Genomic DNA, 20,989 nt, shown 5'->3' with positions numbered 1-20,989 from the left:
TACCGTGACTCCGTAAAAATCAATCCATAAATAATAAAGCATAGTATTTCTCTAAAAGAAAATACATGGTACATTAGGACTAGGATAAAATAACGTGAGGGAGGAAATAACATTGCCCGCATTTGGTGTTAGATGCACAAAAGATGAAATATACGTAGCAATTCTGGAAGGTTCCATAGATTCCCCTGTTATTACTGATGAGGCAAGGGTGAAAATCATTTTGAGTTCTCCTAAAACTGCCGAAAGTAGAGCAGAGGCGTTATATAATTTAAAACGAGATTTTGAACAATTACTTTTAAAATATAAGCCAGACGTTGTTTTAGTCAAAGATCAGGAAACTAGTAGACATAAAATTCCTGTACAAGCATCGGCTCAAAGAGGTGAGATCGAAGGTGTTGTACTGGAGACTTGTTTCGTTAACAAATTTTATGTTGATAAAGTGCTCTACGCACATACAAAAACTAGACTAAGAATGGAACAAAAAAGTAAGAGTTTCCAATTTGAGAAGATTGATGAATTATTTGGATTGACATTAAAAGATGATAATATTAAAGATGCTATCCTTTGTGCTTGGGCGGGATTGTAATGAAGGACATTGGTGACAAATATGAGGAATTAGGAAAACTTGGAAATGGAAATTTTGGTAGTGTATTTAAAGCGCATAACAAAATTGTAGATAGGGTAGAGGCAGTTAAGATTGTTAACGATATTAGTAAGTTGGGGGATAAAGCAAACCTTGAGGCTCGCGTTCAACATAAATTGGAGCATGCAAATGTTACAGAAATTTACGATGCTTTTATAAAAAATAATAAACTATATATCACTATGGAATTCCTTATCGGGGGCTCCGTTCAAAAGATAATTGATGATAAAGGTAGATTACCAATTAAAAAGGCAATAAAAATTACTGTTGATGCGTTACATGGTTTGCAATATATACATAATAAAAACTTTATACATCGTGATATTAAACCAAGTAACATTCTTCTTGATAGTTCCGGTACAGCTAAGCTCTCAGATTTTGGATTAACAACAGAGCTGGATGAATTAGGTAAATATAGTTCGGGATTTGGCTATGTTTATCATAAGGCACCAGAAGTACTTAGAAATAAAGAATTTACGAAAAGGTCAGACATTTTTGCGATAGGGTTAACGTTGTATCGGCTAGTAAACGGTGATAATTTTATAAGTTCCTTTGATAGGCATACAATTGGGTACAGTATTTTGGCAGGTGATTTCCCACCAAGGGATATGTATTCACCAGATGTACCAAAGAAATTAAGATTAATCATTAATAAAGCACTCGATGTTGACCCAAATTCTAGATACCAGACTGCACATGCACTTAGAGCTGACCTTAATAGTTTAATAATACCCATTGATTGGGAGATACAAAGCAGTAATACTAGGAAACAAATATGGGAAGGAAAGGATAGTACTTATAAATATCGTGTTGAAGTTTCAAAAAGCATATTTAGTAATGAATATACAATAATTACTTTTAAGGGAATAAATAAGTTAAGAAAAATTACAAAATTATGTTCTGACAAAGTTTCTGCCAAAGAGATGAACAAACGTCTCAGTAAAATATTAACTTCTGAGTTGTAATTTAACGTAGGATTAGATTTTAGCTATAGTTATTTCTCAGTAGTCAATTATTTCGAATAATGTGTATTCACATTGTGAGGTAACCCCCCTTTGGTGTGAGATGGTTAATCATAGGGGGAGAGTGCAGACACTAAACGACCCAGTCTAAGATAGAGCTATCTAAGGCTGGGTTATTTAGTGAATACCAGAACGATAATGTGAAATCATCGAAAGGAATGAAATCATAAATGAAAACTGAAATTCTCACTTCAATAATTGGTATTGGAGGTACTATATTAGGATTTATCTTAAGCGAGGTCTCGTCATACTTTAAAAGAAAGAAGGACGAAACCGAAAGATATCTGATGGCTAACTATACCCAGAGGCAAAGCGTTTACGCCATAATATATAAAGCATTAATTCAATATCAAAGTTACTTTAGAAAATTTGTTGAATATGGAAATGAATTCGTTGAGCATGAAGATACACAGAATTTTGGACCATTAACTGAACTTGAGAAGTTTAATCAAATCTTCGAAGAAAATGAAATATGGTTGCATAATAAGACAATAGAAGAGCTGAAAGAAGTTTTATCAATTTCTTCCTCTGCAATCAATGTTGCCCTCTTTGTTACAGGAGAAGAAGACATTTGGCTTTCTCAAGTTGAGAAAATATCTAACTCTATAATTAATAAAATTGAAGAAGTCAAACATCATATTAAAAGTATAACAGGTATGAATTTAATAGATAACTATCAAAGCAAGCTTAATTCTAGCGGATGAAATATAAATGTTATTTCAAGAGGTAGGTCGAATAAAAGAGGTTATTAGAGCTAGTGTAGCGTGGGCTGAAGAATACCTTAGAGAACAAAACTTAAATTCAATCTATCCTTTTCGTAGGTAAAGTGGAAAACCTTAAATATTATTTAGAGGACGATGAAGTTTTTTCCTATATTAATATTGCCTTCAGTAGATAATTACAAAAGAAGCAAAATATTATTAAATAATATACTTTGCTTACAACAAGCGAGCCTCCGTCGTTTCCGTACTTTTAAACTGTTTATAACAACCAGTAACAAAAGCGCCTCAGCGATGAGGCGCTTTAAACATAATAAATTTGATTTTTAATTCATTAGCTTATTCTTTTTGTGTTATTTGTTCCTTAATGCTTTGAAGTTTTTCAATGTCAGAATCAATCATTTTTAGAGCGCACTCAGTACAAAAGTGCTCATATGTTCTATCTACTTTTAGTTTTAAACGCTTCTCACCACTTAGAATACGGTGTGAAGGAACATGCTGACAGCTATGCGCCCTTTTCGCCATATCAACTTCAATGGATTTAACTAATGATTTAGGTCGGGGCATTATAAAACCTCCTGAAGCGCTTCATAGATAATACTTTCAAGATTACTTCTAATAGAATCTAGTTCTTCTCTAGAAAACTCATGGCGCTTTCCAGTGCTCTTGCCGACAAATTTGTTTATTTTCTTATCTACAGCAGATTTAAGTATTACAAAGTTGGATTTGCCAAGTCGCTTACGGTCTAAATCACGACCTTGAGGATTCAAATTTTGCTGTCTCAGGACAAATCCAATTTCATTTCGTACTGTTTCATCTAATGCCAGTCTTGCAGCTTGACGCTCTCGTTGTCTGGTTGTATATATTGGCTGATGTTCATAGGCAACTTGAATATCTTCAAGTGTTACACCCTTAGATTTTAAAAGTTTCAAAGCTCTTTTTACTTCATCATCCTCTAGAATTAAAGGTACCTCTAGAACAGAAATCCCTTCTTGACCTCTAATTTCAACTTGATTTACTCGTCTATCTTTAAGGACAGTTTCTGGTTCAATAACAATCTCATCAGAGCTTGTAAAGTCTAGGCCTTCCATAGGTAATAGCTGATCAAAAAATTCACGATCGGCTTGACTAAAATCTTGAAAATCCCCCCAGAGACGTGCGACATTTGATCCTGCATGGAAAACAACCGTCCCTTGATTATTTAAACTTTCAGGTGCATTTTGGTCGATCGCCCGCATAATTCTTCCGACAAACTGTATAAAAGGCGATAGTTCATTAAAGACACTGAATATTGCAGCGACGCTCAGAAATGGATGGTCAAACCCTTCTCCCAACTTTCTTACTTGAACAATTACATCTAACTGATTATTTTTTAATTGGTTAAGCACACGGTCGTTTTCTGCTTTGTCTTGTAAACTATGAACGTACGCTGCTCGCATACCCCTTGCACGGTAAGCTTCCATGATTTGAATACAGTGCTGTCGGTTAAGTGCGGAAGCAATGATTTTGTGATTCATACTACCAGATTGTTCTCTATTACGGTTAAGGGCTCGAATTGATGCATCAACAATTGTATACAAAGTTTCTTGAGATGTAACAATACTACGTCTAAAATCAGAATCTGTTTCGCCTAAACGTTTAACTTCTTCAAGGTTTACTTCTATCTCTTGCTCGTCTTCCTGACGGACATATTTTAATGTTTTTGGGTTAAGCACAATTGCTTTCAAACGCTTAACATAGCCTTCTTCAATTGCTCTGACTAAAGGAAATGTATAAATTATCTGTCCAGACATTATCTGTCCATCAGCTCGTCTCGGTGTTGCACTATAGTTTACAATTTTGGCTTCAGGGAATGTATGGCGAAGAATGTTCCAGCTTTCTGCTACGTTATGATGAGCCTCATCAACTAAGATCAAATCAAAGAAATCAGATGGAAGTGATGTTAGCCACCGATTATTTGAGCCTTGGAGTTGCTGGATATTAGTGATGACAACTTCTGCCTCGTCTAAGTCTGATCGATTTGTTGAGTTACCTCGTATTTCGGCTGGTTCTGGATATGGAGCTCCATTCAGCACAAGACATTTAGCGTAAAACATTCCTTCCTGAGTAGGATCGAAATCTTTATATAATTGAGATGCAATATTTAAACCAGGGGCAATAACCAGTGTTTTTTTAGATTTAACTGCAAATGGTGTTAATGTTATAAGTCCTGATTTACCACAACCTACTGGTAAGATTATCGCAGATTCTCTATCATAACCGTCTTGGGAATAATACTCTTCAATACTTTCAAAAGCTTCTCTCTGAGGAATCCTTAGACAATTATTACTTGAGATATTAGGTTCTCTTGTTTCAAATATACTCGGCAAATTTACTCCCTCCTCGTATTAACTTTTATTCAAAAAAACGACTAAATAAACCAGTATTCGTTCAATCTCTTTTATTTCCCTTATTATACAGGAAAATATTCCTATAATCTATTCACTAGATAGAGATGTGAAAAGTTTTGGTTTTGGGAAAAAAGTGATTGAAGTGACAGTGTAGGAAAGGGCCGGCTGGGGGAGACATGCCATTTCCACGTGCGTGGTTATTTGAAGCCTTTTGGTGAATAACGTTATTACTGACCTATTTATCATGGGCTCTCATTGTATCCATACCTTTTCGCATTCCACGCAATAAACAGCAAAATAAACAGACACATGGAAAAAGACTATACATCCTCAAGCTCCTATAAGGCACCACCTACAATGCTTTCGCCAGCAATGGCCAGATTGCTAGGTTAATTATTAAATATTTGAAGAGGACATAAAGTAACAACATTCGACATATATAGGGAATTATAATAATCATGTAATTTGTCCTAGTTACATAGAACCAATAATCTAACGGAAGTGAGGAGTTTATATGGCGCTTTTTACAAGAGACGCACTTATCAGTCGTGCCAATTTGGAACTACAAAAAAGTTATAATTCAAAAACTCCTGGAAATATATTGAGTGAAAGTTACCTTGCCTTTAGTTCTGTAAAAATATATGACATTTTTTTATCTCATAGTTTTCTTGATGCAAAAGTGATCTTAGGATTAAAAAAGACTCTTGAAGATATGAATTATGCAGTTTATGTTGATTGGATTGATGATAGACAACTAAGTAGAAATAATGTGAATGCAGCAACAGCAAACCAACTAAGACAAAGAATGAAGAATTGCAAAAGTTTATTTTTTGCAACTTCTGATAATTCGTCCGAATCTAAATGGATGCCCTGGGAACTGGGTTATTTCGATGAATTGAAAAATAAAGTAGCCATCTTACCTATTACAACTTCAACAGCTAAAAACGGATATGAAGGGCAAGAATATTTGGGTTTATATGACTATGCTGATAATGTGAATGGTCAAATTTTCATTAGATGCTTAAATCGCACATATAAAACCTATAAGTCATGGCTGGAAAATTAATCTTATAATGGAGGGTTTATATGGGAGCAGTATTAATCAATCCAAATCTTACAATCGGTGATGATACGCTAGCAGATACATTTTACTATTTGTTGCGTTCCGAACTAGAAGATTATATAGATGTTCGAAGTCTCAAAACTGCAATGCATCTTCATGAAGTTTCATTGCAATCAGATGATGTACTGGTTATCTTCAACAACCAAGGTCAGGAGTATTCAGAAAATATTTTGCTTCTTCTAAGTAATGCCTTGGAAATAGGATGTGAGATCATTGCAGTATCATTATATGAGCAAACAAGAACACCTGCCTCACTGATTTCTCACCTTCAGAGTTTTGAGGTGGTTGATCAATTAAGGCAAAGAAGACTGACTGATAAGAATATAGATACAGTTGCTTTTGCTCTTGTTCGGTTAATCATGTCTAAAATCCAGCCAACTATGTCGGTAGAGCGAATGAATCTTTTCATTAGTCATCGACGCATTGATGGCGAAGAAATAGCTTCAGAATTTTATAATGAGTTTAGAAGACGTGCTAATGAAGTAGAGGTTTTTAGAGATTTAATTAGTATAAGTGTAGGACAAGATGCCCAGGAAGAAATAGAAAAGAACCTGTACAACAGCGATGCTGTTATATTCATTGATACTCCTCGATGTGGTGAATCAAAGTGGGTAAAGAGAGAATTACAAATTGCCTTAGGTTTGAATATACCTATAGTTTGGGTTAAGTTAGGGCCCAACTCTGAAAGAGCTTATCTGGATGTTCTACCGGGAGAGAGCCCTCATTTTAGTTTAGAGAATTTGGATAAAATTGATCTAGAAGGGTCTCATAATATTATTGATGATATAATTCATAAAGCTTTTCAGATTAGCAGAAATAACGGTATGACTGTTATAGATCATTTTAATCGCCTACAACAAATTGCCAGTTCTAAAAGGATCAAACTAATCCCTATTCACAAAAAAAATATGGTCTATCAAGTGGAGATTCCTAGGAAGTTAAAAGAATTTCAGTATTATCAGCGTCCATTAAGTCATATTTTTCAATTATTTGGCCGTAATCCTAAAGATGTGGACAAAAACGCTTTTGAACCATTACTTTCAGAATTAGGTTATCAACCACACCCCGCTTTAGGTTATCACTTTGATTCTGGTTTACTTTTAGGGCCGAATAAATCTTTTGATTCTTTTACTGTTAGTGGGCCAATCTGTGTTGATTCAATAGATGAATATGTAACGTCTCTTCAAAAATATTTTTTATCAGACAAAATACAAGCACCAAAAAAAGGAATTATTATTTCGGGAGCATTCCCGGATTATGAGCCAGAATTCCAGAAACAATTGACTGATGCGGTATACTCCTTTGCTAAAGCTGTATTAGATAAGGATGGAACTATTATTTTCGGAAGCCACCCAACTTTTCAACATATGATTCTTGAATTGGCAAGAAGACATCGCCCGAATGACTATATAAATGCTGTACATATGTATATTTCGAAATATTTTGTTACTCAAGCTACAGTCAATGAGTTAACTAGTCAAGCAACCGTATTTGCAACTGAGAATATAAACGATGATCGAGCAGAGAGTCTAACCGCTATGCGGCAAGCAATGATTTCAGATGAAGATGCAGCTGGTATTGTTTTAATTGGCGGTAAGCAACACAAACATATTAAGCCAGGAATCGATGAGGAATTGGAAATGGCTCAGCAGAAAGGGATACCTGTATTTATCATCGGTTCTGTAGGTGGACGTTCCTCAGAATTGGCTAAAGAAATGATCGAAAAAGGACATAATTCAATTAATAGTTTAACTGAAGAACAGAATAAAAAGTTACTTACAAGTTTAGATTACAGATCGTTAGCAGATGAGATTCTTCAATCATTAGGTTTTTGATTTTTGTTGGAAGAGCTTTTAACTTTTCTTTTTAAGAAAGAGAGGTAGAAATATGGCATATAAAACTTTTATCTCATATAAATACTCTGAGGCTAGTGATCTTAGGGACCGAATTGTAGAGTCTTTGGGAGAAGACGCAAGATACTATCAAGGTGAAACCAGTGAGTCCCCTGATATTTCTGATCAAACTACTGATTATATTAAAGAGAAGTTAAAGGATATGATTTATTCTACATCAGTAACAATAGTTGTAATTTCTCCTAATATCAAAAAGAGTAAATGGATTGACTGGGAGATAGAATATTCATTAAAGCAAATCAAGCGAGGGGACAGAACATCAGGAACAAATGGCGTTCTCGGGGTTGTTATGAGATTTAATGGAGACTATTCTTGGCTTAGGCCAACGGTTGTAAATTACGATGGGCATAGATCAACTCAAACGAATGATCAATATCTCTATGACATTATTATTAATAATCGATTTAATCAAAATCCAAAGGAGTATGTATGTGAAATATGCCAAACTATAGATGCTCTTACTGGTTCATACATTTCATTAATTAATGAAGAGGTTTTCTTGGCAGCTCCTAATAAATATATTGATAATGCGTATGAAAAAAGTAAAAGGCTTGGAAATTATAAGATTACAAGAACAAGATAATGGGGAAAGAGACTTACAACCATTACACAATATAAAATTATAACCTTCAGTCATTTTATGTTGTGTTAACTTGAGAAACATTTAAGAAGATCACAGAAAGAGTGGAGGATTCATATTGAAAAAACCACACTATGATATCACAAGATACTTATGTGCAGCAGCGCAAATTAGTTCTAAATTCAGAACAAAAGTATTTGAACAAATTATTGACAATACCATTCGGTATATAGCACCTTCATATGGAGTTGACGTTCCTCTTGTTGCCAGACACTGTTTAAGAGCGCAGATGAGGGATTTTATAGTGGAAACTTCATTGTCTCTTGTCCTTCTGTGGACTCTATTTTTCTCTATTAAATCCTTTGGTGTTTTATTTGGAATTTTACACTTTGTGCTGGCACTTTTTACGTTTCCTTGGCTAATATCGTTTTTACTAAGATGGGCTAATTTATTTATAGGATATCGAATCGTCGCGAAAGATTTGAAAAAATTTGATAATCAGAGCGAGGCTAAATCCCTGATTGAATCCAAATACGAAAATCGTATTCAAGACTTGGAAAAACTTCAAGATGGTAATGTTGTATATTATAGTGGATACAATCCATTTGTAGGTTCGGGAAACCAAGTGGATGGGTGGTCGTTTGTTTGCAGCATTGAAAAAAAAGAAGACGCAGGAACAGACCAGGGAATCTTCTCTTTATACACTTTATACGATCATATTCGCAGGAATATGGAGTCGCTGCTAATTCCGAATCTCACGGTTAAAGATATGCTTTATGTAAATGGGAGAGAAATACGGGAAGATGGCCGATTTCTTTTCGACCCCTATCGTTCCCCTCATTCTGATGTAACGGAATCGCTGATCGACGAGTACAAAGAATTGCAGGATGAAAATGTTCGTTATTATCAGACGGTTCAAGTGGTTGGGTGGCAAGGAAATCTCGTATTTTCCTCATTTTTTAGAGTGAGTAAAAATGATAAGCATCTGTTTGTAGAAGCTAATTATTACGCTTTACCGCCACTGAAATCTGAATATTATGAGATTGATAAGTTTAGTTCCTCGATTCCATTTGGACGCATTCTTAAAATGGGGCTTACATCGATATTACCGGCTCTTTTTCATTTACCCTTTGCTCCTTATCGAGCTGTTCGGAGCGGCATGGCTTTTTTAGCAGGCTGGAAGGATAAGAAAGATCTAGTTAAGCAGGTAGACGATAATCAAAAATTTGATTATGGCGCTATTGAAAGTATTAGGGAAATGGCTGCAGATGAAAAAATGCAAAATTTCTTTCAAAAATCTGATATGGATATGTATAAAAAGCAGATTGAACGTTGTTTTACAGATAGCATAGTGGAATATCTGGAGAGCGTAGGCGTTGATATATCGGAGTTTGTACAACGTAAAGAAACGGTTATAAACAAAGGAGTTACGATAAATGGCGGTGAGTTCTACGGAAATGTAGTTGCTGTCGGGAGCCAAACCAACAAATTCATAAATCAGGTGAAAAATGCATTTCAAAATAGCTAAGAACAGGAGGGCATATGAACACGAACAAAGGGGTTGTAATTAATGGCGGAAAATTTCATGGAAATGTAGTATCGATAGGAAATATGAACGTAAATAATTATCATAGCGAACAAGAAACTTCAGATAAAGTCAACAGTCAAAAGCATAAATATGACGTTGCTTTATCCTATGCCGGAGAAGATCGAAGCTATGTGGAGATCATTGCAAAAGAATTAAAAGCTAGAGACATTAAGGTATTTTATGATGAGTTTGAAGAAGCATCCCTATGGGGAAAAGATTTATCTGTGTACTTGGATCAATTGTTTAGTGAACACGCCGCTTTTTGCGTAATGTTTATTTCCGAAATTTACACAAAAAAGGTTTGGTGCAATCTCGAACGCAATAGCGCTATGCACCGGCAATACAGGGATGGCGAATACATATTGCCCGTTTGTTTGGATCAGACATCAATTCCGGGAATTACGGACAGATATGGATTCTTGGAAGCAAAAGACTATAGTCCTGTTCAATTGGCTGATGTGATCGTTAAGAAGTTGAATGAGGTCTAAACTAAATATTGATAGAGGCTGGTATTTTCTAATGGTCTGATCAAATTATTCTTAAATAAAAGGGGCGCGGGAGAACTCGCGTCCCCTTTTTAATCGGAACTAAGTGTTGCAGGATGCATTTCCATCTGATGCAGGTCAATAATCATTTTGCCGCTCTTCAAAACATCCAACCCAATAAGGCCATTGATTTGATCGATATCCTCATGAAATACACCAAAATCAATATATGCATTGTTCATAATGTAATCACCTAATTGAACTTGATCGATAAGCTTCCGGAAAGAGTACTCGCCTCCGCCGATTCCAATACTGTGCACAAGCTTGTCTCCATTTTCAAAGTGAATCCCGATTTGTGCCGCAATATCGGAAGAGAGGAGAGAATGGGCAGCTCCGGTATCAATGACTAAACGACCGACGGTCAGAGAGTGTCCTTTATAGTGAAGCGTCATAGAGGTTTGCAGCAGATTATCGATATATTCAATCCGCATTTTATCGGCCTCTATAGAATGGTGGTTTTCTCAGCTCGATAGCGATTTCTTCTTGGCCCGTATGGTAAACGATGCTGTTATCTTTGCATTTTAAGAGCTCTTTGGTTGCCTCAGAAGGGTCCTGAATGGCTCGAACAATAGCCACATCTTTAACGTATTGTATGTTATCTTCAGTGTGGGAATCGAGAATTTCAAGCAGAACATATTGATCGGGAAAGATCGTGCGAACTTCTTGCCACTGCATTTAAAATTCACCCCGTTCTTAGTATTTCATTTATAAAAATTATATCATGTTTTGAGAAATAGTAGATAATGGGACGCCTGGTTCAAGAAGAAATAGGATTAACCATTTCTTATTTCGATTGATTTTCACTCACGTCGCCTAGGCAACCTCAAACACTTTAAGCTTTATGGACCGCATCATAAAAAGACCCCATCGGCAAAAAGGGATTCGGAGGCACTGCGTCTAATATACCATTATGGAAGATTATATGAGTGCAGAGATTTACTCAATTATGGATATGAGGGGTTTCGTGGAAAAAAACGTTAGATGAAAGAGCCGAAATTATAAGTACATATGAGAGGGGATCATAGATGGTTTCTATTAGTGAAAGTCAGATCAATAAGATAATTAAATTTCTAAACAATGATGAGGTTACAGAAGAAGCTTATTATTTTGATCTTGGTATTGGCCTAATGTATGAATATGCTCCAGAGGGTGTTCACTTCTCAGCGGATTATATAGGTATGGGAATTGAATTATGGGAAGCCTTTAAGTATGAGTTATTTGATCTTTGTTGTGATACAAGCTCGCTAGAACCCAAGTCTTGGATGAGTGAATTGATTGAAGGTAATATTCGAGATCTTATTGTTGGAATTACTACTGCAATAACGTCTAAATATAGTGTCTCACTTGGAATTGCTGTTCCAATTACTTCTATGGTCTTAAAAAAGGGAATAGTGAATTATTGTAGTAAGAAACCAGTAAAACCTAAAAAAACTCTTAATGAAATTCTGTTTAGTAAAAAAGAAGAAATGGAACAGTTAAAGAAGGAATTTGCTGAAGAAATTTTAAAAGATGAAATAAATAACAAATGAGTTCATGTAATTCAAGATGCCGGTTCCTTCGTCCAACACTGTATTCACGCAGCGGGGCATTCGCCACTTGCTTTGCCCGAGGGATCACGTAGAAGTGAATTCAGGCGAACAACCCTGTAAGGCTAAGTGGCGGAGCCGCCCGGCGACTTTTTCGCCTTAAGCCTCTCGGGTTCGTGATATTAACTTACTGAAATTCCAGTAAGAACTTGTTTGAGCGCATTATCTAAGGAGGCCCCATTTGCCTAAACTAATAGATTGGAGCAGCGGTTGGCGGAATATTTAGCGGAAGCCTCAGCGCTTGAGCTGCAGCCTTGCAAAACGAAGGTCTACACGTTGGTTAGCGTTTTTTCGGGCATTTTGTTGTCCGATTTCAAACATTTACAAGCGGCAGCCGCCGCCGGTGAGGCCCTGAATCCCGGGCACATCCTTGAAATTCAGACCGTCCCGGAGCTGTTGGCCTGAGCCAAAGAAAAATGCCGTGAATTTGTAAACTTGTTTGTTCGCTGACTGGACGAGCAGCGGGACAATGTGGTGGTCAAGGCCAAGCAATACATTGAGGGGAATTATCAACAAACGTGCTCTTTGCAGACGGTTGCCGCCTATGTCCACGTGACGCCCAATTATTTTAGCAATTTGTTTAAAAAAGAAACCGGCATCAGCTTTACGCATTATGTCAGCCAACTGCGAATTTGGAAAAGGAATAAATATGAGAACTTTATTTTACGTTATTATTCTTGCCATTATTTTTGGAGTCTGCTTTGTAGTAGGGAAAAAATGTATTGAAAATATCAAGAAAAAGAAATAATTTGTTGCCTATCCCATATGTTGTCTGTGCCGCTTTATAAAATAGATGAATCGTATTATTGGATACGCAATACGATGAGTTATGTTGATGTTGAGAATCAATTATTTATCGATGAAGGTGTTGAAGTGCCTTATCAAAAAGTGAATTGATATATCATAAAAGTTGTGCTTGTAATAAAGGGCGATCTATTTCCAGAGAAGTCATTGGAGGTTCAGGTGCAACCACTGATTTGAACCCCGCATCGTCTAGTGCGGGCAACTTGCCTTGCTTCCGGCGAACCCTGGGCTTTTCGGCTGGATCGGGTTTTGGTCTGTGTTCTGGTTGAACATCGGGGACATGATGCTTCTTAACCTAGATTAGTAAATTAGCCTTATGAACATGATCGGGGCAGTTCTCCAAATTCATAATATACGTTCGAGATGATGCAATCGGATTAGTGTTAACAAATATGATAGGGTAGGAGCCTTGGCCTTCCGGTGTTTTTCAACTGTTCATACTGCATAGCATGCTTTAGGGGGAAGTGTTATCATGGAGATACAAAATAAGTTGGTTGGAGGTGTAAACGTTGAAGTGGGAGGAAGTTCGTAGGCTGTACCCAAACCGTTTTGTTAAACTCCGTATCTTGGAGGGGCGCATTGAAAATCAAGTGCGCTATGTTGACGATATGGCAATCATTCAGGCTTTTGATGATAATGTAGAAGCCACACGAGAGTTAGTTCGAGCAAAAGACGACATTCTCGTCTACCATACGGGTAAAGAGAAAATTGAAGTCCCCATCAAACAATTGTTCGGACTAAGGGGTTAGCTAATATAAACGTCGTGTCTGAAAACGGCCTTTTGTTCACGTCAGTAGAGATTTTATTTCGAGGAAGATCTACGGTGATCGACCGGATTGTTTTAGATACTGGAGCTGCTGAAACGATCATTTCCCCCGACGCGGTCGAAACAATCGGTATCGCTGCTGAACTTGATGATTATATCCATTCTTCCTATGGTATTGGTGGAAGTTTGCATAACTTTTACATGAAACAGGTTGACGGGGTAAGGCTAGGGGCAGTAGGCCTGAACGATGTAAAGCTGGATTTTGGCGTTATTGACCCTCAGGGGCATATCAACGGACTGCTCGGACTTGATCTTCTTATGAAATTAAATGCCGTTATCGATTTGAAGCTTCTAACTTTATCACTGGATGTTTCTTAACCTAGATTAGTAAATTATCCTCATAAATGTGTCCGGGGCAGCCCCATGCTGCTCCGGACTTTTTGTTCATTTATATAGGTGAAACGGATCATTCGTGAGATATTATGCCAACTAAGGAATTGTGAGGCCGGCGGCGGGTTGATAGAATGTAGTGAAGTATTTTTTCCATAAAATATCTATATGGCCAGGGATGTGGAATGAATAGGACAAACTATGTGCTGTCGCAAGATGAATGGTTTTATCTATGCCTGCTTTCCGGAGCCACTACCTTGTTCGGTTTGGAAAATGCGCTGGAAGGCCTTGATTTGCTGGAGACCCGCCAACGATGGGAAAAGGTGTCCGGCTGGCTGAAGAGCAAACATATTTTGACGGAAGAAGATGAGGACCAACTATACATAGAGCATGATTATGCCGCGATTGCGGAAATTTTGTCTTTCCCGGACCAGGTGTTTGCTTGCTTGGTGGAAAAAAACGGGGCAGTCTCCATGGAATTTATCCATTGCCGGGCGGGGATGTTCACGCGCTTAACTGGGGAAGAGACTTGCGAGGTCCAGCTTTGCACCGGGCGGGAAGAAGCGATTGCCATGCTCCGGAAGCAGTTTTTGCTTAGCGATTGTGAGCAGGAGGCATTTTACCCTCTACCCGCGACGGAGGCCAATTATGCTCTAGCGCTTGCAGGGGCTGGAGAACAAGGAGCGGCAACGGTTCTTTGGCAAAAGCTTGGGATAGATCGTCAGACCTCGGAAGACTTAGCGGAAGCCTTTGGGCCACAGTCTGATTGCCGGGTCATTGCCGGATACCACTTGGCTTTTGGAGAGGAGGCCGAAGCGCTGTTTACCTGCGTGCGAACAGAAAAAGGAACCTGGATGCTGGGGATGATGCCGGAGCGAAGTCAGGCCCTTTTGTTTCGGCGCAAACCGCTTTCCGCCCTTGAACAACTTTTTGCGTTTCCAAGTATGTTGGGGAAAGGAGGGGAACGTCTTGGAACTGAAGGTCGATCCGGCCCGCATTAACGGGCTCGCAGACGAAGTACGCCGGTTGGAGCAACAGTTCGGGGATCAAGTCACAGTTACGCTAAAAAGGGTATCCGAGTTAGCCAGTAGAACAAGTTCGGCTTATTCCGAGCCGGGAGTCCGCTCCGCAATATCTGAAGTGGAGCGGCGGATGGAGCGGATTCGGCAGCTGTCCCGGGAGATCGGCGACGAATTGCGCACGAAAGAGAAAACGCTGCGCTGGGCGGCGAACGAGTATACTCGCCAAGAGCAGGAGTCCTTTTTGAAGGCGAAGCGGGTGAAACTTCCGGTTACCTTAAACCCATTTGACGCGTTCCCCACGACTTCAGGGAATAAAACGAGCGTCTTTCCTTTGCCGTTTTCGGCGTTTTCCTTATTCTCCCGGGCTGCGGTTTATCTTCCTATCACCGTGGAGCCGCTTACGAAAGAACTGACCCTTGACCCGGAGAATTACAGCGACGAAGTGCTAAAACTGCAGGAAAGATTGCAAGAGCTGGGATATGAGCTGGAAGCGAGCGGGTATTTTGACTCGGCTACGCTGGCAACTGTTAATCGGTACAAAGAAAAATACGGACTGGACAATGCTGGCGATCGGCAAGGAATCGTGGATGAAAACGTTTGGCGGACCTTGTTTGGGACACTGAGCGGGCTGCTGACGGTGCAAATGCACGGTCAGACCTATTCCGAGCCGGTGAAAATGGCGCAGCTGCGGTTGCAAGAACTCGGTTTTGAAGTCGAGGCGAACGGCTATTTTGATGAAGCTACCGTACGTGCGTTGGAGGGATTCCGGGAGGTTTACGAGAAGGATCAAAACGGGCTCAAGGGCGTAATCGGGCCGGCAACCTGGCAGGCGCTGTTTAATATTCCGAAAGTGGAACCGGTTGAGGAATCCAAGAGCGAGCCGCAATACTATATCACGTCGGTAGATCCGCGAAGCTATTCGATGGACGACGTACTAAGCCGCGATGATCCGGAAGTTCGGGAGCGGCTGAAGCAGACCTATTGGGCAGATTTGACCAAGGAAGAACAAGACAGGATATATAACGAGCTAAAAGAGCTTGAGAAAAAAGAAGAAAACGAGATGCGGCAAAAACAAAGCGGCATCGGCAATCCTTTTTTCGCGAACCTAATGGTCGGCGGGTCGAATGCTGTGGTGAACGCAATCAACACGGCCTCGGCAGGATTGCCGGAGCTGCTTGCCGAATGGATTATGGGACCGGAACCGGAAGGTTACGTAAATCCGCTGGATGATCCGTACGGCAAAGGAGTTGGCGAAGCTGCCGGGAATGTGGTCGGGTTCTTTTTGCCCTTTAAATATTTGAAGGCAGTGAAAACCCCGGCGGCTCTCTCCAAGCTATCGCCGACGGTGGTCAGATCCATGACGGCGGGAGCGATCTTCGGCACGGCCACCGAAGCGTCTGACGCGGTAACCGACTTCAAGAATGACGGCGACCAAGACCTAACAGGCCGCGCCCAAAATATCGCCCTGGATACCGCTATGGCCGGAGCCGGGGACGTGACCTTCACTTATGCGTTTAAGCTCGTTTCCAGCGCGCTCAAGAGCACCGCGGGACAAAAGCTGACCGAGTGGTTGAAGCGTTCGGAAGTGGATGAGGTGCCGGCAACGCAAAGAAAGTTGGAGACGCCGGCTTCGAATAATGTGGCTGAGGGAGCGGGTGATGCTGCTTCTAGATTAGTTAGTGGTAAAGGTATCTATACCCAGTATTCAGGGGGACTAAAGCAGTCTGCTAAAGAAGATGCAGGTGCGGATTTGCTTGCAGAAAAACTTGGTGGACAGTCTCGAATGATATTTAATAATGACCCAAAAGGTCGAGAGTTTGATGTAGTTTCTGACCAGTACATTGGTCAAACTAAGACTTCAATGAATAGTCTAAGTTCTCAATTTAGGGAACAGGCAAAAGCAACCATTGAGGCTGCTATTGAAACAGGTCGAAAGGCATACTTTCACTTTGAGACAGCACCTGTTGATAATGTAATTAGACAATTAAGAGAATATGAGAAGAGATACGACGTTGAGATTATTATTGACATCTCGCCATTTTAATGAAGGACTAGAGAGGTGAAAGTATGTATCAATACCATGGTTGGGCGGTCGTTTTAGAAAGTACTGGTGATGAGGCAAATAATGAAAGAGAAATAAATATTGTTGAAACAGTTAAAAAGTATATTGAAGATTTGCAGCCGAATGTAGATGTGTTAGACATAAAGGCGATAAATGGACAATATCATCTTTGGATGACGGGATTATGGAATCATGAGCCTTCATCAAAATTTAGTCCAGTGGAAATAATGAAGAATATAGGGATTATTGCACCCGGCTCATATGGTATGCTCTATGTTTTTAATGATGAGCACCCAAAACATTTTAATGAGTTTAAAGTATATGTTCTTGCGAGAGGGAACGTTGAAGAAAAACATGACCCGTTTTTGTCGCCATTAATACCGGTTGTATCTGATGACTCCGAATTTTAGAATTAAGAACAATTTTAGAAAGTAGTTAGGATGGATGGCTGTCATTTCTTTTTGGTGGGGCAACTCGTAGCCATGATAGTTTGGAACAGGGACATTGCCTTTTATAAAATTGATGTAGTGAAATGTACACCAGTTGAGGGGACGGGTAATGTTCAGACGGGTGGTAGAGAACTCTCAGTCGATGAATACTTAAGACGGTTAGACAAGGCAGAAGAAATGTATGAATCCTTTAGAAAGTCAGGAATAATATTGGCTTCATATGTACTATTACTTAAAGAATTTGAAAACGATGAAACTGTTGTCTACAAATTTGGACCAAATGAAAATGTAATGGGAAGAATCGAGTTAAACAAATTAACCAGAAAATTTTCTGAGTTAGAAGGTATACCCAACCCAAGTATTCCATCAAAGTTCTATTTTGACAGAGCGGCACAGCGATTGGCAGTTTGTCTAGTTAGAGAAGGTGGAGAGTTTCCGGAAAGAACAGCGTTCGAGTCTTAATAAAGTCAAAGCAGCTTAAGGTCCTAGGATTCGTGAATACGAGAGACGTTAGATGAAACCCTGTGAAAGATATATAACATGAAGCATATTTTATAATCATGGAGGCTACTTGATGAGAGGTAAATCAATTAAGTTATATATTATGGGTGAAAAATATAAAAATTTAAAAACAGCAGAACTAAGTAATTGGACAGGTAAGGCATACATTGGGCAAAGAAAACACGTTCAAATGCTTCAAAATATAGAAGAGTTAGCTTCTCCCGGTATCTATTTATTGATTTCTGAACTTGAAGATTCCTATCAAAAGAGAATATACATTGGGGAAGCGGACGAAGTAAATGGAAGACTATCTGAGCAGTTTAAAAAGAAGGATTGGTGGAGCGACTTTGTAATATTTATTAGTAAAGACACTAATTTAACCAAGTCACACGTCAGATATCTTGAAAGAGAACTATATGAAATTGCAATAGAAAATAAGACCACTATTGAGACAACTAACGGAAATACTCCGCCAGGATCGAAACTACCTACTTCTGAATGTGATGACATGGATGATTTTAATGAGAATATTATATTTGTCTTGAGCAATTTAGGTATTTTAGATTTTACTAAAACTCAAGTAACTGATGAAGATATCAATAACAGGAGAAAGCAAGAAAGTGACATTTTTTATTTGAACGTACCAGGAGCTAAAGGTGAGGTTACAAAAGAGGCAAAGCTAATAATCGTAGAAGGAACATACAGGCTCCTAAGCGGTTCCTATATTCGAAAGGATCATGTTAATAGTTTTGCTAGCCATAACTACGCAAAATTAAGAAAGCAACTTGAAGAGGAAGGGTTTTTTGAGCCTTCAGAAAGTGAGAGTTATTTTAAATTGTGTAGGCATGTTGACTTTAAATCTCCATCTGCAGCAGCTGCTATTGTAAGAAACAGCTCAATGAATGGTAGGAAAGAGTGGAGATTAAAAGGTGGAGTAAGTTTAGATGAGTATGAAAATAGATTGTAGTTACTAAGTCCAGCATTTAATTTAGTTGTTTCTATGGTCTTGCGAAGGAAAAGAGGAAGTGAACTAGCAAGACACATCCGACTTTGTCGGAAGTCGTGAATACATAAATGTTAGGTGAAATGATCTGCTAGATTGATTCCCCACCTCCAAATGAAACGATCTAATCAGCTCTCCTCTCGTATAAAACTATAGTAATAAAAAAAGATGTCGAACCCAATTCGTTCGGCATCTTTTTTCTAGTATTGTAATACTAAATTAAATTATGGTATAGTTTTCCTAATACGATATAACTGCAAAGGAGGTGTTTGATTGATTGAAACCTTTTGGAATATCTGTTTAAACCATGATTTGAAAACTCGTGACCACTTGTTGCGTGAGGCGGTCCGGGTGGTCAAGATGAAACAATACATAGATCAAGTCTCAACAGAGAGGGAAGTACTCGAAAACGACCCGGAAAAGTTGTTCATAAAGATGAAAGATAAACTTGGCACCATGGAGCTAGGGCATTTTCCGGGTGACCGTGAATTATTTTTCAAGCTTTATCATGCTGGTAAAGATATGGATTTACTGGAATACGGATTGCAGACGATCCGGCAGGATCGGGTCATTGCTTCCTTACAGGTACACTCCAGTGTCTTTGGCGCTTTTATAGATCATGCGACCAGGCCCGCTTCTCAAAGTTGGCTTATTGCTGAAGCGGAAAAATTTCTGGATGGCTTGTCCCGATACACGCCCCGGGTCACATCCAATCGGCTGACTCTACTAACCGAAAACTATGTGTTAGGCAGACTGTTGAAAACATATTTTGCGGATAGGGAGCATATTCAGGTGGTTCAAGGCTCCATCTACCAGCCGCTACCGCTGTCTGAATCTTATGATGCGATTCTGGCGGTCCCCAATTTTGGTTTGAAACTGGACGACAGCGATATGGAACTGCGGGAAGCGGAAGGAGCAGCTTTGCAGCATTTATCTCCACTGCTGGCTTCGGGAGGAACGTTGACGGCTGTTCTGCCGGCACGGATGATGTTTCAGTCCGGTGCTATCGGGGCCTGGCGGCAGCGAATGAATGAGCTTACTCCTGTCCAAGCGATCTATAGTCTTCCGGACGGGTTATTCAGGCCTTATACTTCGGTGAAAACGTATTTTGCCATATTCGGGAACACTTCTCCGGACACAGAAGTTAAGTTGGGACGTTATGCATTAAAGTCTTCTTTATTAAAAGAAGAGAAGGCTATCGCTCTGAAAGCCGCGGCGTTTAAAGAATTGACGGATTGGCGGATTGAACTGCTGCTGGAGCAGGACAGCCGCATGTTGGCCGCCTTTCAGCAGGCGGCGGTGCCTAAGCTGAAGCTGAAGGCCGTGGCCGATATTTTTCGGGGAAAGTCGATTCTGAAGCAGGACCTGCGCCCAGGCTCCATCTACGTCCTGAATATCTCTAATCTGGAAGACGGTGAAGTTATGTTGGAGCATCTGGAGACCATTCAGGAAGAAGAGCGGAAAGTGAAACGTTATGAAGTTCAGCCGGGAGATGTTGTGATGACCTGCCGCGGGACGCAGGCGAAGCTGGCGGTATTCCCACAGCATACCCGGATGGTCATCGCTTCCGCAAATATCATTGTCATTCGTTTCCGGGAGCAAATTCACAGCTTGTATGCGAAAATATTTCTGGAAAGCCCGGCAGGCATGGCCCTGATTCAAAGCTTCCAACGGGGAACTACGGTAATGAACCTGAATCCGGCGGATGTCGGTGAAATCGAGATTCCCTTGTTGTCTATGGACAGACAACTGGCAGTCAGCGAGCAGTATATGAAAGAAAAAAAACTGTATAAGGAGACTTTGCAAGCTGCCACCAAGCGTTGGGAGCAGCAGCGAGAACAGATCTATACAGCACTATATTGAGAAATATTTAGGAGGACATT

The 20,989-nt window shown here is 39.5% G+C and carries 22 protein-coding genes; 17 read left to right on the top strand and 5 right to left on the bottom strand.

Annotated features, from left to right (window positions below; translation table 11 throughout):
- Window positions 1-112 precede the first annotated feature (112 nt).
- From DYE26_RS07730 to DYE26_RS07720, 3 genes are all read left to right on the top strand, one after another.
- Complete coding sequence (locus DYE26_RS07730; RefSeq protein ID WP_036623382.1) at window positions 113-586, top strand: hypothetical protein; 474 nt, start codon at window positions 113-115, stop codon at window positions 584-586.
- On the top strand, window positions 586-1,608 hold the full coding sequence (locus DYE26_RS07725; protein WP_036623380.1) for a serine/threonine-protein kinase: 1,023 nt from the start codon (window positions 586-588) through the stop codon (window positions 1,606-1,608). Before DYE26_RS07730 ends, DYE26_RS07725 begins: the two co-directional genes overlap by 1 nt.
- A gap of 227 nt (window positions 1,609-1,835) precedes the next feature.
- The gene (locus tag DYE26_RS07720) at window positions 1,836-2,369 is read left to right on the top strand and encodes a hypothetical protein (protein WP_036623378.1); all 534 of its coding nucleotides are present in this window, start codon (window positions 1,836-1,838) and stop codon (window positions 2,367-2,369) included.
- A gap of 354 nt (window positions 2,370-2,723) precedes the next feature.
- On the opposite strand, the gene DYE26_RS07715 is transcribed toward DYE26_RS07720, so the two are convergent.
- Together DYE26_RS07715 and DYE26_RS07710 are read right to left on the bottom strand one after the other, a co-directional pair.
- Window positions 2,724-2,951: a hypothetical protein gene (locus tag DYE26_RS07715; protein WP_036623376.1), complete on the bottom strand. Its 228-nt coding sequence runs from the start codon at window positions 2,949-2,951 to the stop codon at window positions 2,724-2,726.
- Window positions 2,951-4,753 carry a DEAD/DEAH box helicase gene (locus tag DYE26_RS07710; protein WP_036623374.1) on the bottom strand — a complete coding sequence of 601 codons (1,803 nt, stop codon included), beginning with the start codon at window positions 4,751-4,753 and terminating at the stop codon, window positions 2,951-2,953. The genes DYE26_RS07715 and DYE26_RS07710 overlap by 1 nt, the downstream gene beginning before the upstream one ends.
- A 535-nt stretch (window positions 4,754-5,288) precedes the next feature.
- Between DYE26_RS07710 and DYE26_RS07705 the strand changes: the two genes are divergently transcribed.
- The 5 genes from DYE26_RS07705 (at window position 5,289) to DYE26_RS07685 (ending at window position 10,466) form a co-directional block, all read left to right on the top strand.
- Entirely contained in the window at window positions 5,289-5,840 is a 552-nt protein-coding gene (locus tag DYE26_RS07705; protein WP_036623372.1) for a TIR domain-containing protein, read from the top strand.
- A 20-nt stretch (window positions 5,841-5,860) separates the two neighbouring features.
- Window positions 5,861-7,732 carry an SLOG domain-containing protein gene (locus DYE26_RS07700; RefSeq protein WP_036623370.1) on the top strand — a complete coding sequence of 624 codons (1,872 nt, stop codon included), beginning with the start codon at window positions 5,861-5,863 and terminating at the stop codon, window positions 7,730-7,732.
- Window positions 7,733-7,784: 52 nt separating this feature from the next.
- Entirely contained in the window at window positions 7,785-8,393 is a 609-nt protein-coding gene (locus DYE26_RS07695; RefSeq protein WP_036623369.1) for a TIR domain-containing protein, read from the top strand.
- A 115-nt stretch (window positions 8,394-8,508) separates the two neighbouring features.
- The gene (locus tag DYE26_RS07690; RefSeq protein ID WP_036623368.1) at window positions 8,509-9,918 is read left to right on the top strand and encodes a hypothetical protein; all 1,410 of its coding nucleotides are present in this window, start codon (window positions 8,509-8,511) and stop codon (window positions 9,916-9,918) included.
- 14 nt (window positions 9,919-9,932) lie between these two features.
- Window positions 9,933-10,466, top strand: a complete 534-nt coding sequence (locus tag DYE26_RS07685; protein ID WP_051985469.1) for a TIR domain-containing protein — start codon at window positions 9,933-9,935, stop codon at window positions 10,464-10,466.
- An 89-nt stretch (window positions 10,467-10,555) separates the two neighbouring features.
- Here DYE26_RS07685 and DYE26_RS07680 read toward each other — a convergent pair whose 3' ends face one another.
- Window positions 10,556-10,954 (bottom strand): retropepsin-like aspartic protease, encoded by a 399-nt coding sequence (locus DYE26_RS07680; RefSeq protein WP_036623367.1) that lies wholly within the window; start codon window positions 10,952-10,954, stop codon window positions 10,556-10,558.
- Window position 10,955: 1 nt separating this feature from the next.
- On the bottom strand, window positions 10,956-11,198 hold the full coding sequence (locus DYE26_RS07675; protein ID WP_036623366.1) for a hypothetical protein: 243 nt from the start codon (window positions 11,196-11,198) through the stop codon (window positions 10,956-10,958).
- 350 nt (window positions 11,199-11,548) lie between these two features.
- Here DYE26_RS07675 and DYE26_RS07670 point away from each other — a divergent pair, with 350 nt between their 5' ends.
- Complete coding sequence (locus DYE26_RS07670; protein WP_036623365.1) at window positions 11,549-12,052, top strand: hypothetical protein; 504 nt, start codon at window positions 11,549-11,551, stop codon at window positions 12,050-12,052.
- A gap of 378 nt (window positions 12,053-12,430) precedes the next feature.
- Here DYE26_RS07670 and DYE26_RS34095 read toward each other — a convergent pair whose 3' ends face one another.
- Window positions 12,431-12,721 carry a hypothetical protein gene (locus tag DYE26_RS34095; RefSeq protein ID WP_227872988.1) on the bottom strand — a complete coding sequence of 97 codons (291 nt, stop codon included), beginning with the start codon at window positions 12,719-12,721 and terminating at the stop codon, window positions 12,431-12,433.
- Window positions 12,722-13,422: 701 nt separating this feature from the next.
- Here DYE26_RS34095 and DYE26_RS07650 point away from each other — a divergent pair.
- The 8 genes from DYE26_RS07650 to DYE26_RS07615 all read left to right on the top strand — a co-directional run bounded on the left by DYE26_RS07650 (window position 13,423) and on the right by DYE26_RS07615 (window position 20,969).
- Window positions 13,423-13,662, top strand: a complete 240-nt coding sequence (locus DYE26_RS07650; protein WP_036623350.1) for a hypothetical protein — start codon at window positions 13,423-13,425, stop codon at window positions 13,660-13,662.
- Window positions 13,663-13,736: 74 nt separating this feature from the next.
- Window positions 13,737-14,057, top strand: a complete 321-nt coding sequence (locus DYE26_RS07645; protein ID WP_240534141.1) for an aspartyl protease family protein — start codon at window positions 13,737-13,739, stop codon at window positions 14,055-14,057.
- 197 nt (window positions 14,058-14,254) lie between these two features.
- Window positions 14,255-15,070: a hypothetical protein gene (locus DYE26_RS07640; RefSeq protein WP_036623348.1), complete on the top strand. Its 816-nt coding sequence runs from the start codon at window positions 14,255-14,257 to the stop codon at window positions 15,068-15,070.
- Window positions 15,039-17,135, top strand: a complete 2,097-nt coding sequence (locus tag DYE26_RS07635; protein ID WP_036623347.1) for a restriction endonuclease fold toxin — start codon at window positions 15,039-15,041, stop codon at window positions 17,133-17,135. The genes DYE26_RS07640 and DYE26_RS07635 overlap by 32 nt, the downstream gene beginning before the upstream one ends.
- Window positions 17,136-17,158: 23 nt before the next feature.
- Window positions 17,159-17,563, top strand: a complete 405-nt coding sequence (locus tag DYE26_RS07630) for an Imm7 family immunity protein (protein ID WP_036623346.1) — start codon at window positions 17,159-17,161, stop codon at window positions 17,561-17,563.
- Between the two features lie 249 nt (window positions 17,564-17,812).
- The gene (locus tag DYE26_RS07625; RefSeq protein WP_036628237.1) at window positions 17,813-18,064 is read left to right on the top strand and encodes a hypothetical protein; all 252 of its coding nucleotides are present in this window, start codon (window positions 17,813-17,815) and stop codon (window positions 18,062-18,064) included.
- Window positions 18,065-18,176: 112 nt separating this feature from the next.
- The gene (locus DYE26_RS07620) at window positions 18,177-19,070 is read left to right on the top strand and encodes a GIY-YIG nuclease family protein (protein WP_036623344.1); all 894 of its coding nucleotides are present in this window, start codon (window positions 18,177-18,179) and stop codon (window positions 19,068-19,070) included.
- Between the two features lie 309 nt (window positions 19,071-19,379).
- The gene (locus DYE26_RS07615; RefSeq protein WP_036623342.1) at window positions 19,380-20,969 is read left to right on the top strand and encodes an N-6 DNA methylase; all 1,590 of its coding nucleotides are present in this window, start codon (window positions 19,380-19,382) and stop codon (window positions 20,967-20,969) included.
- Window positions 20,970-20,989: the final 20 nt, after the last annotated feature.

Source organism: Paenibacillus macerans (genome assembly GCF_900454495.1).
In the GTDB taxonomy this organism is placed as follows: Bacteria; Bacillota; Bacilli; order Paenibacillales; family Paenibacillaceae; genus Fontibacillus; species Fontibacillus macerans.
Note: the sequence above shows the minus strand (reverse complement) of the source record. Positions and strands in the feature narration are given on the sequence as shown.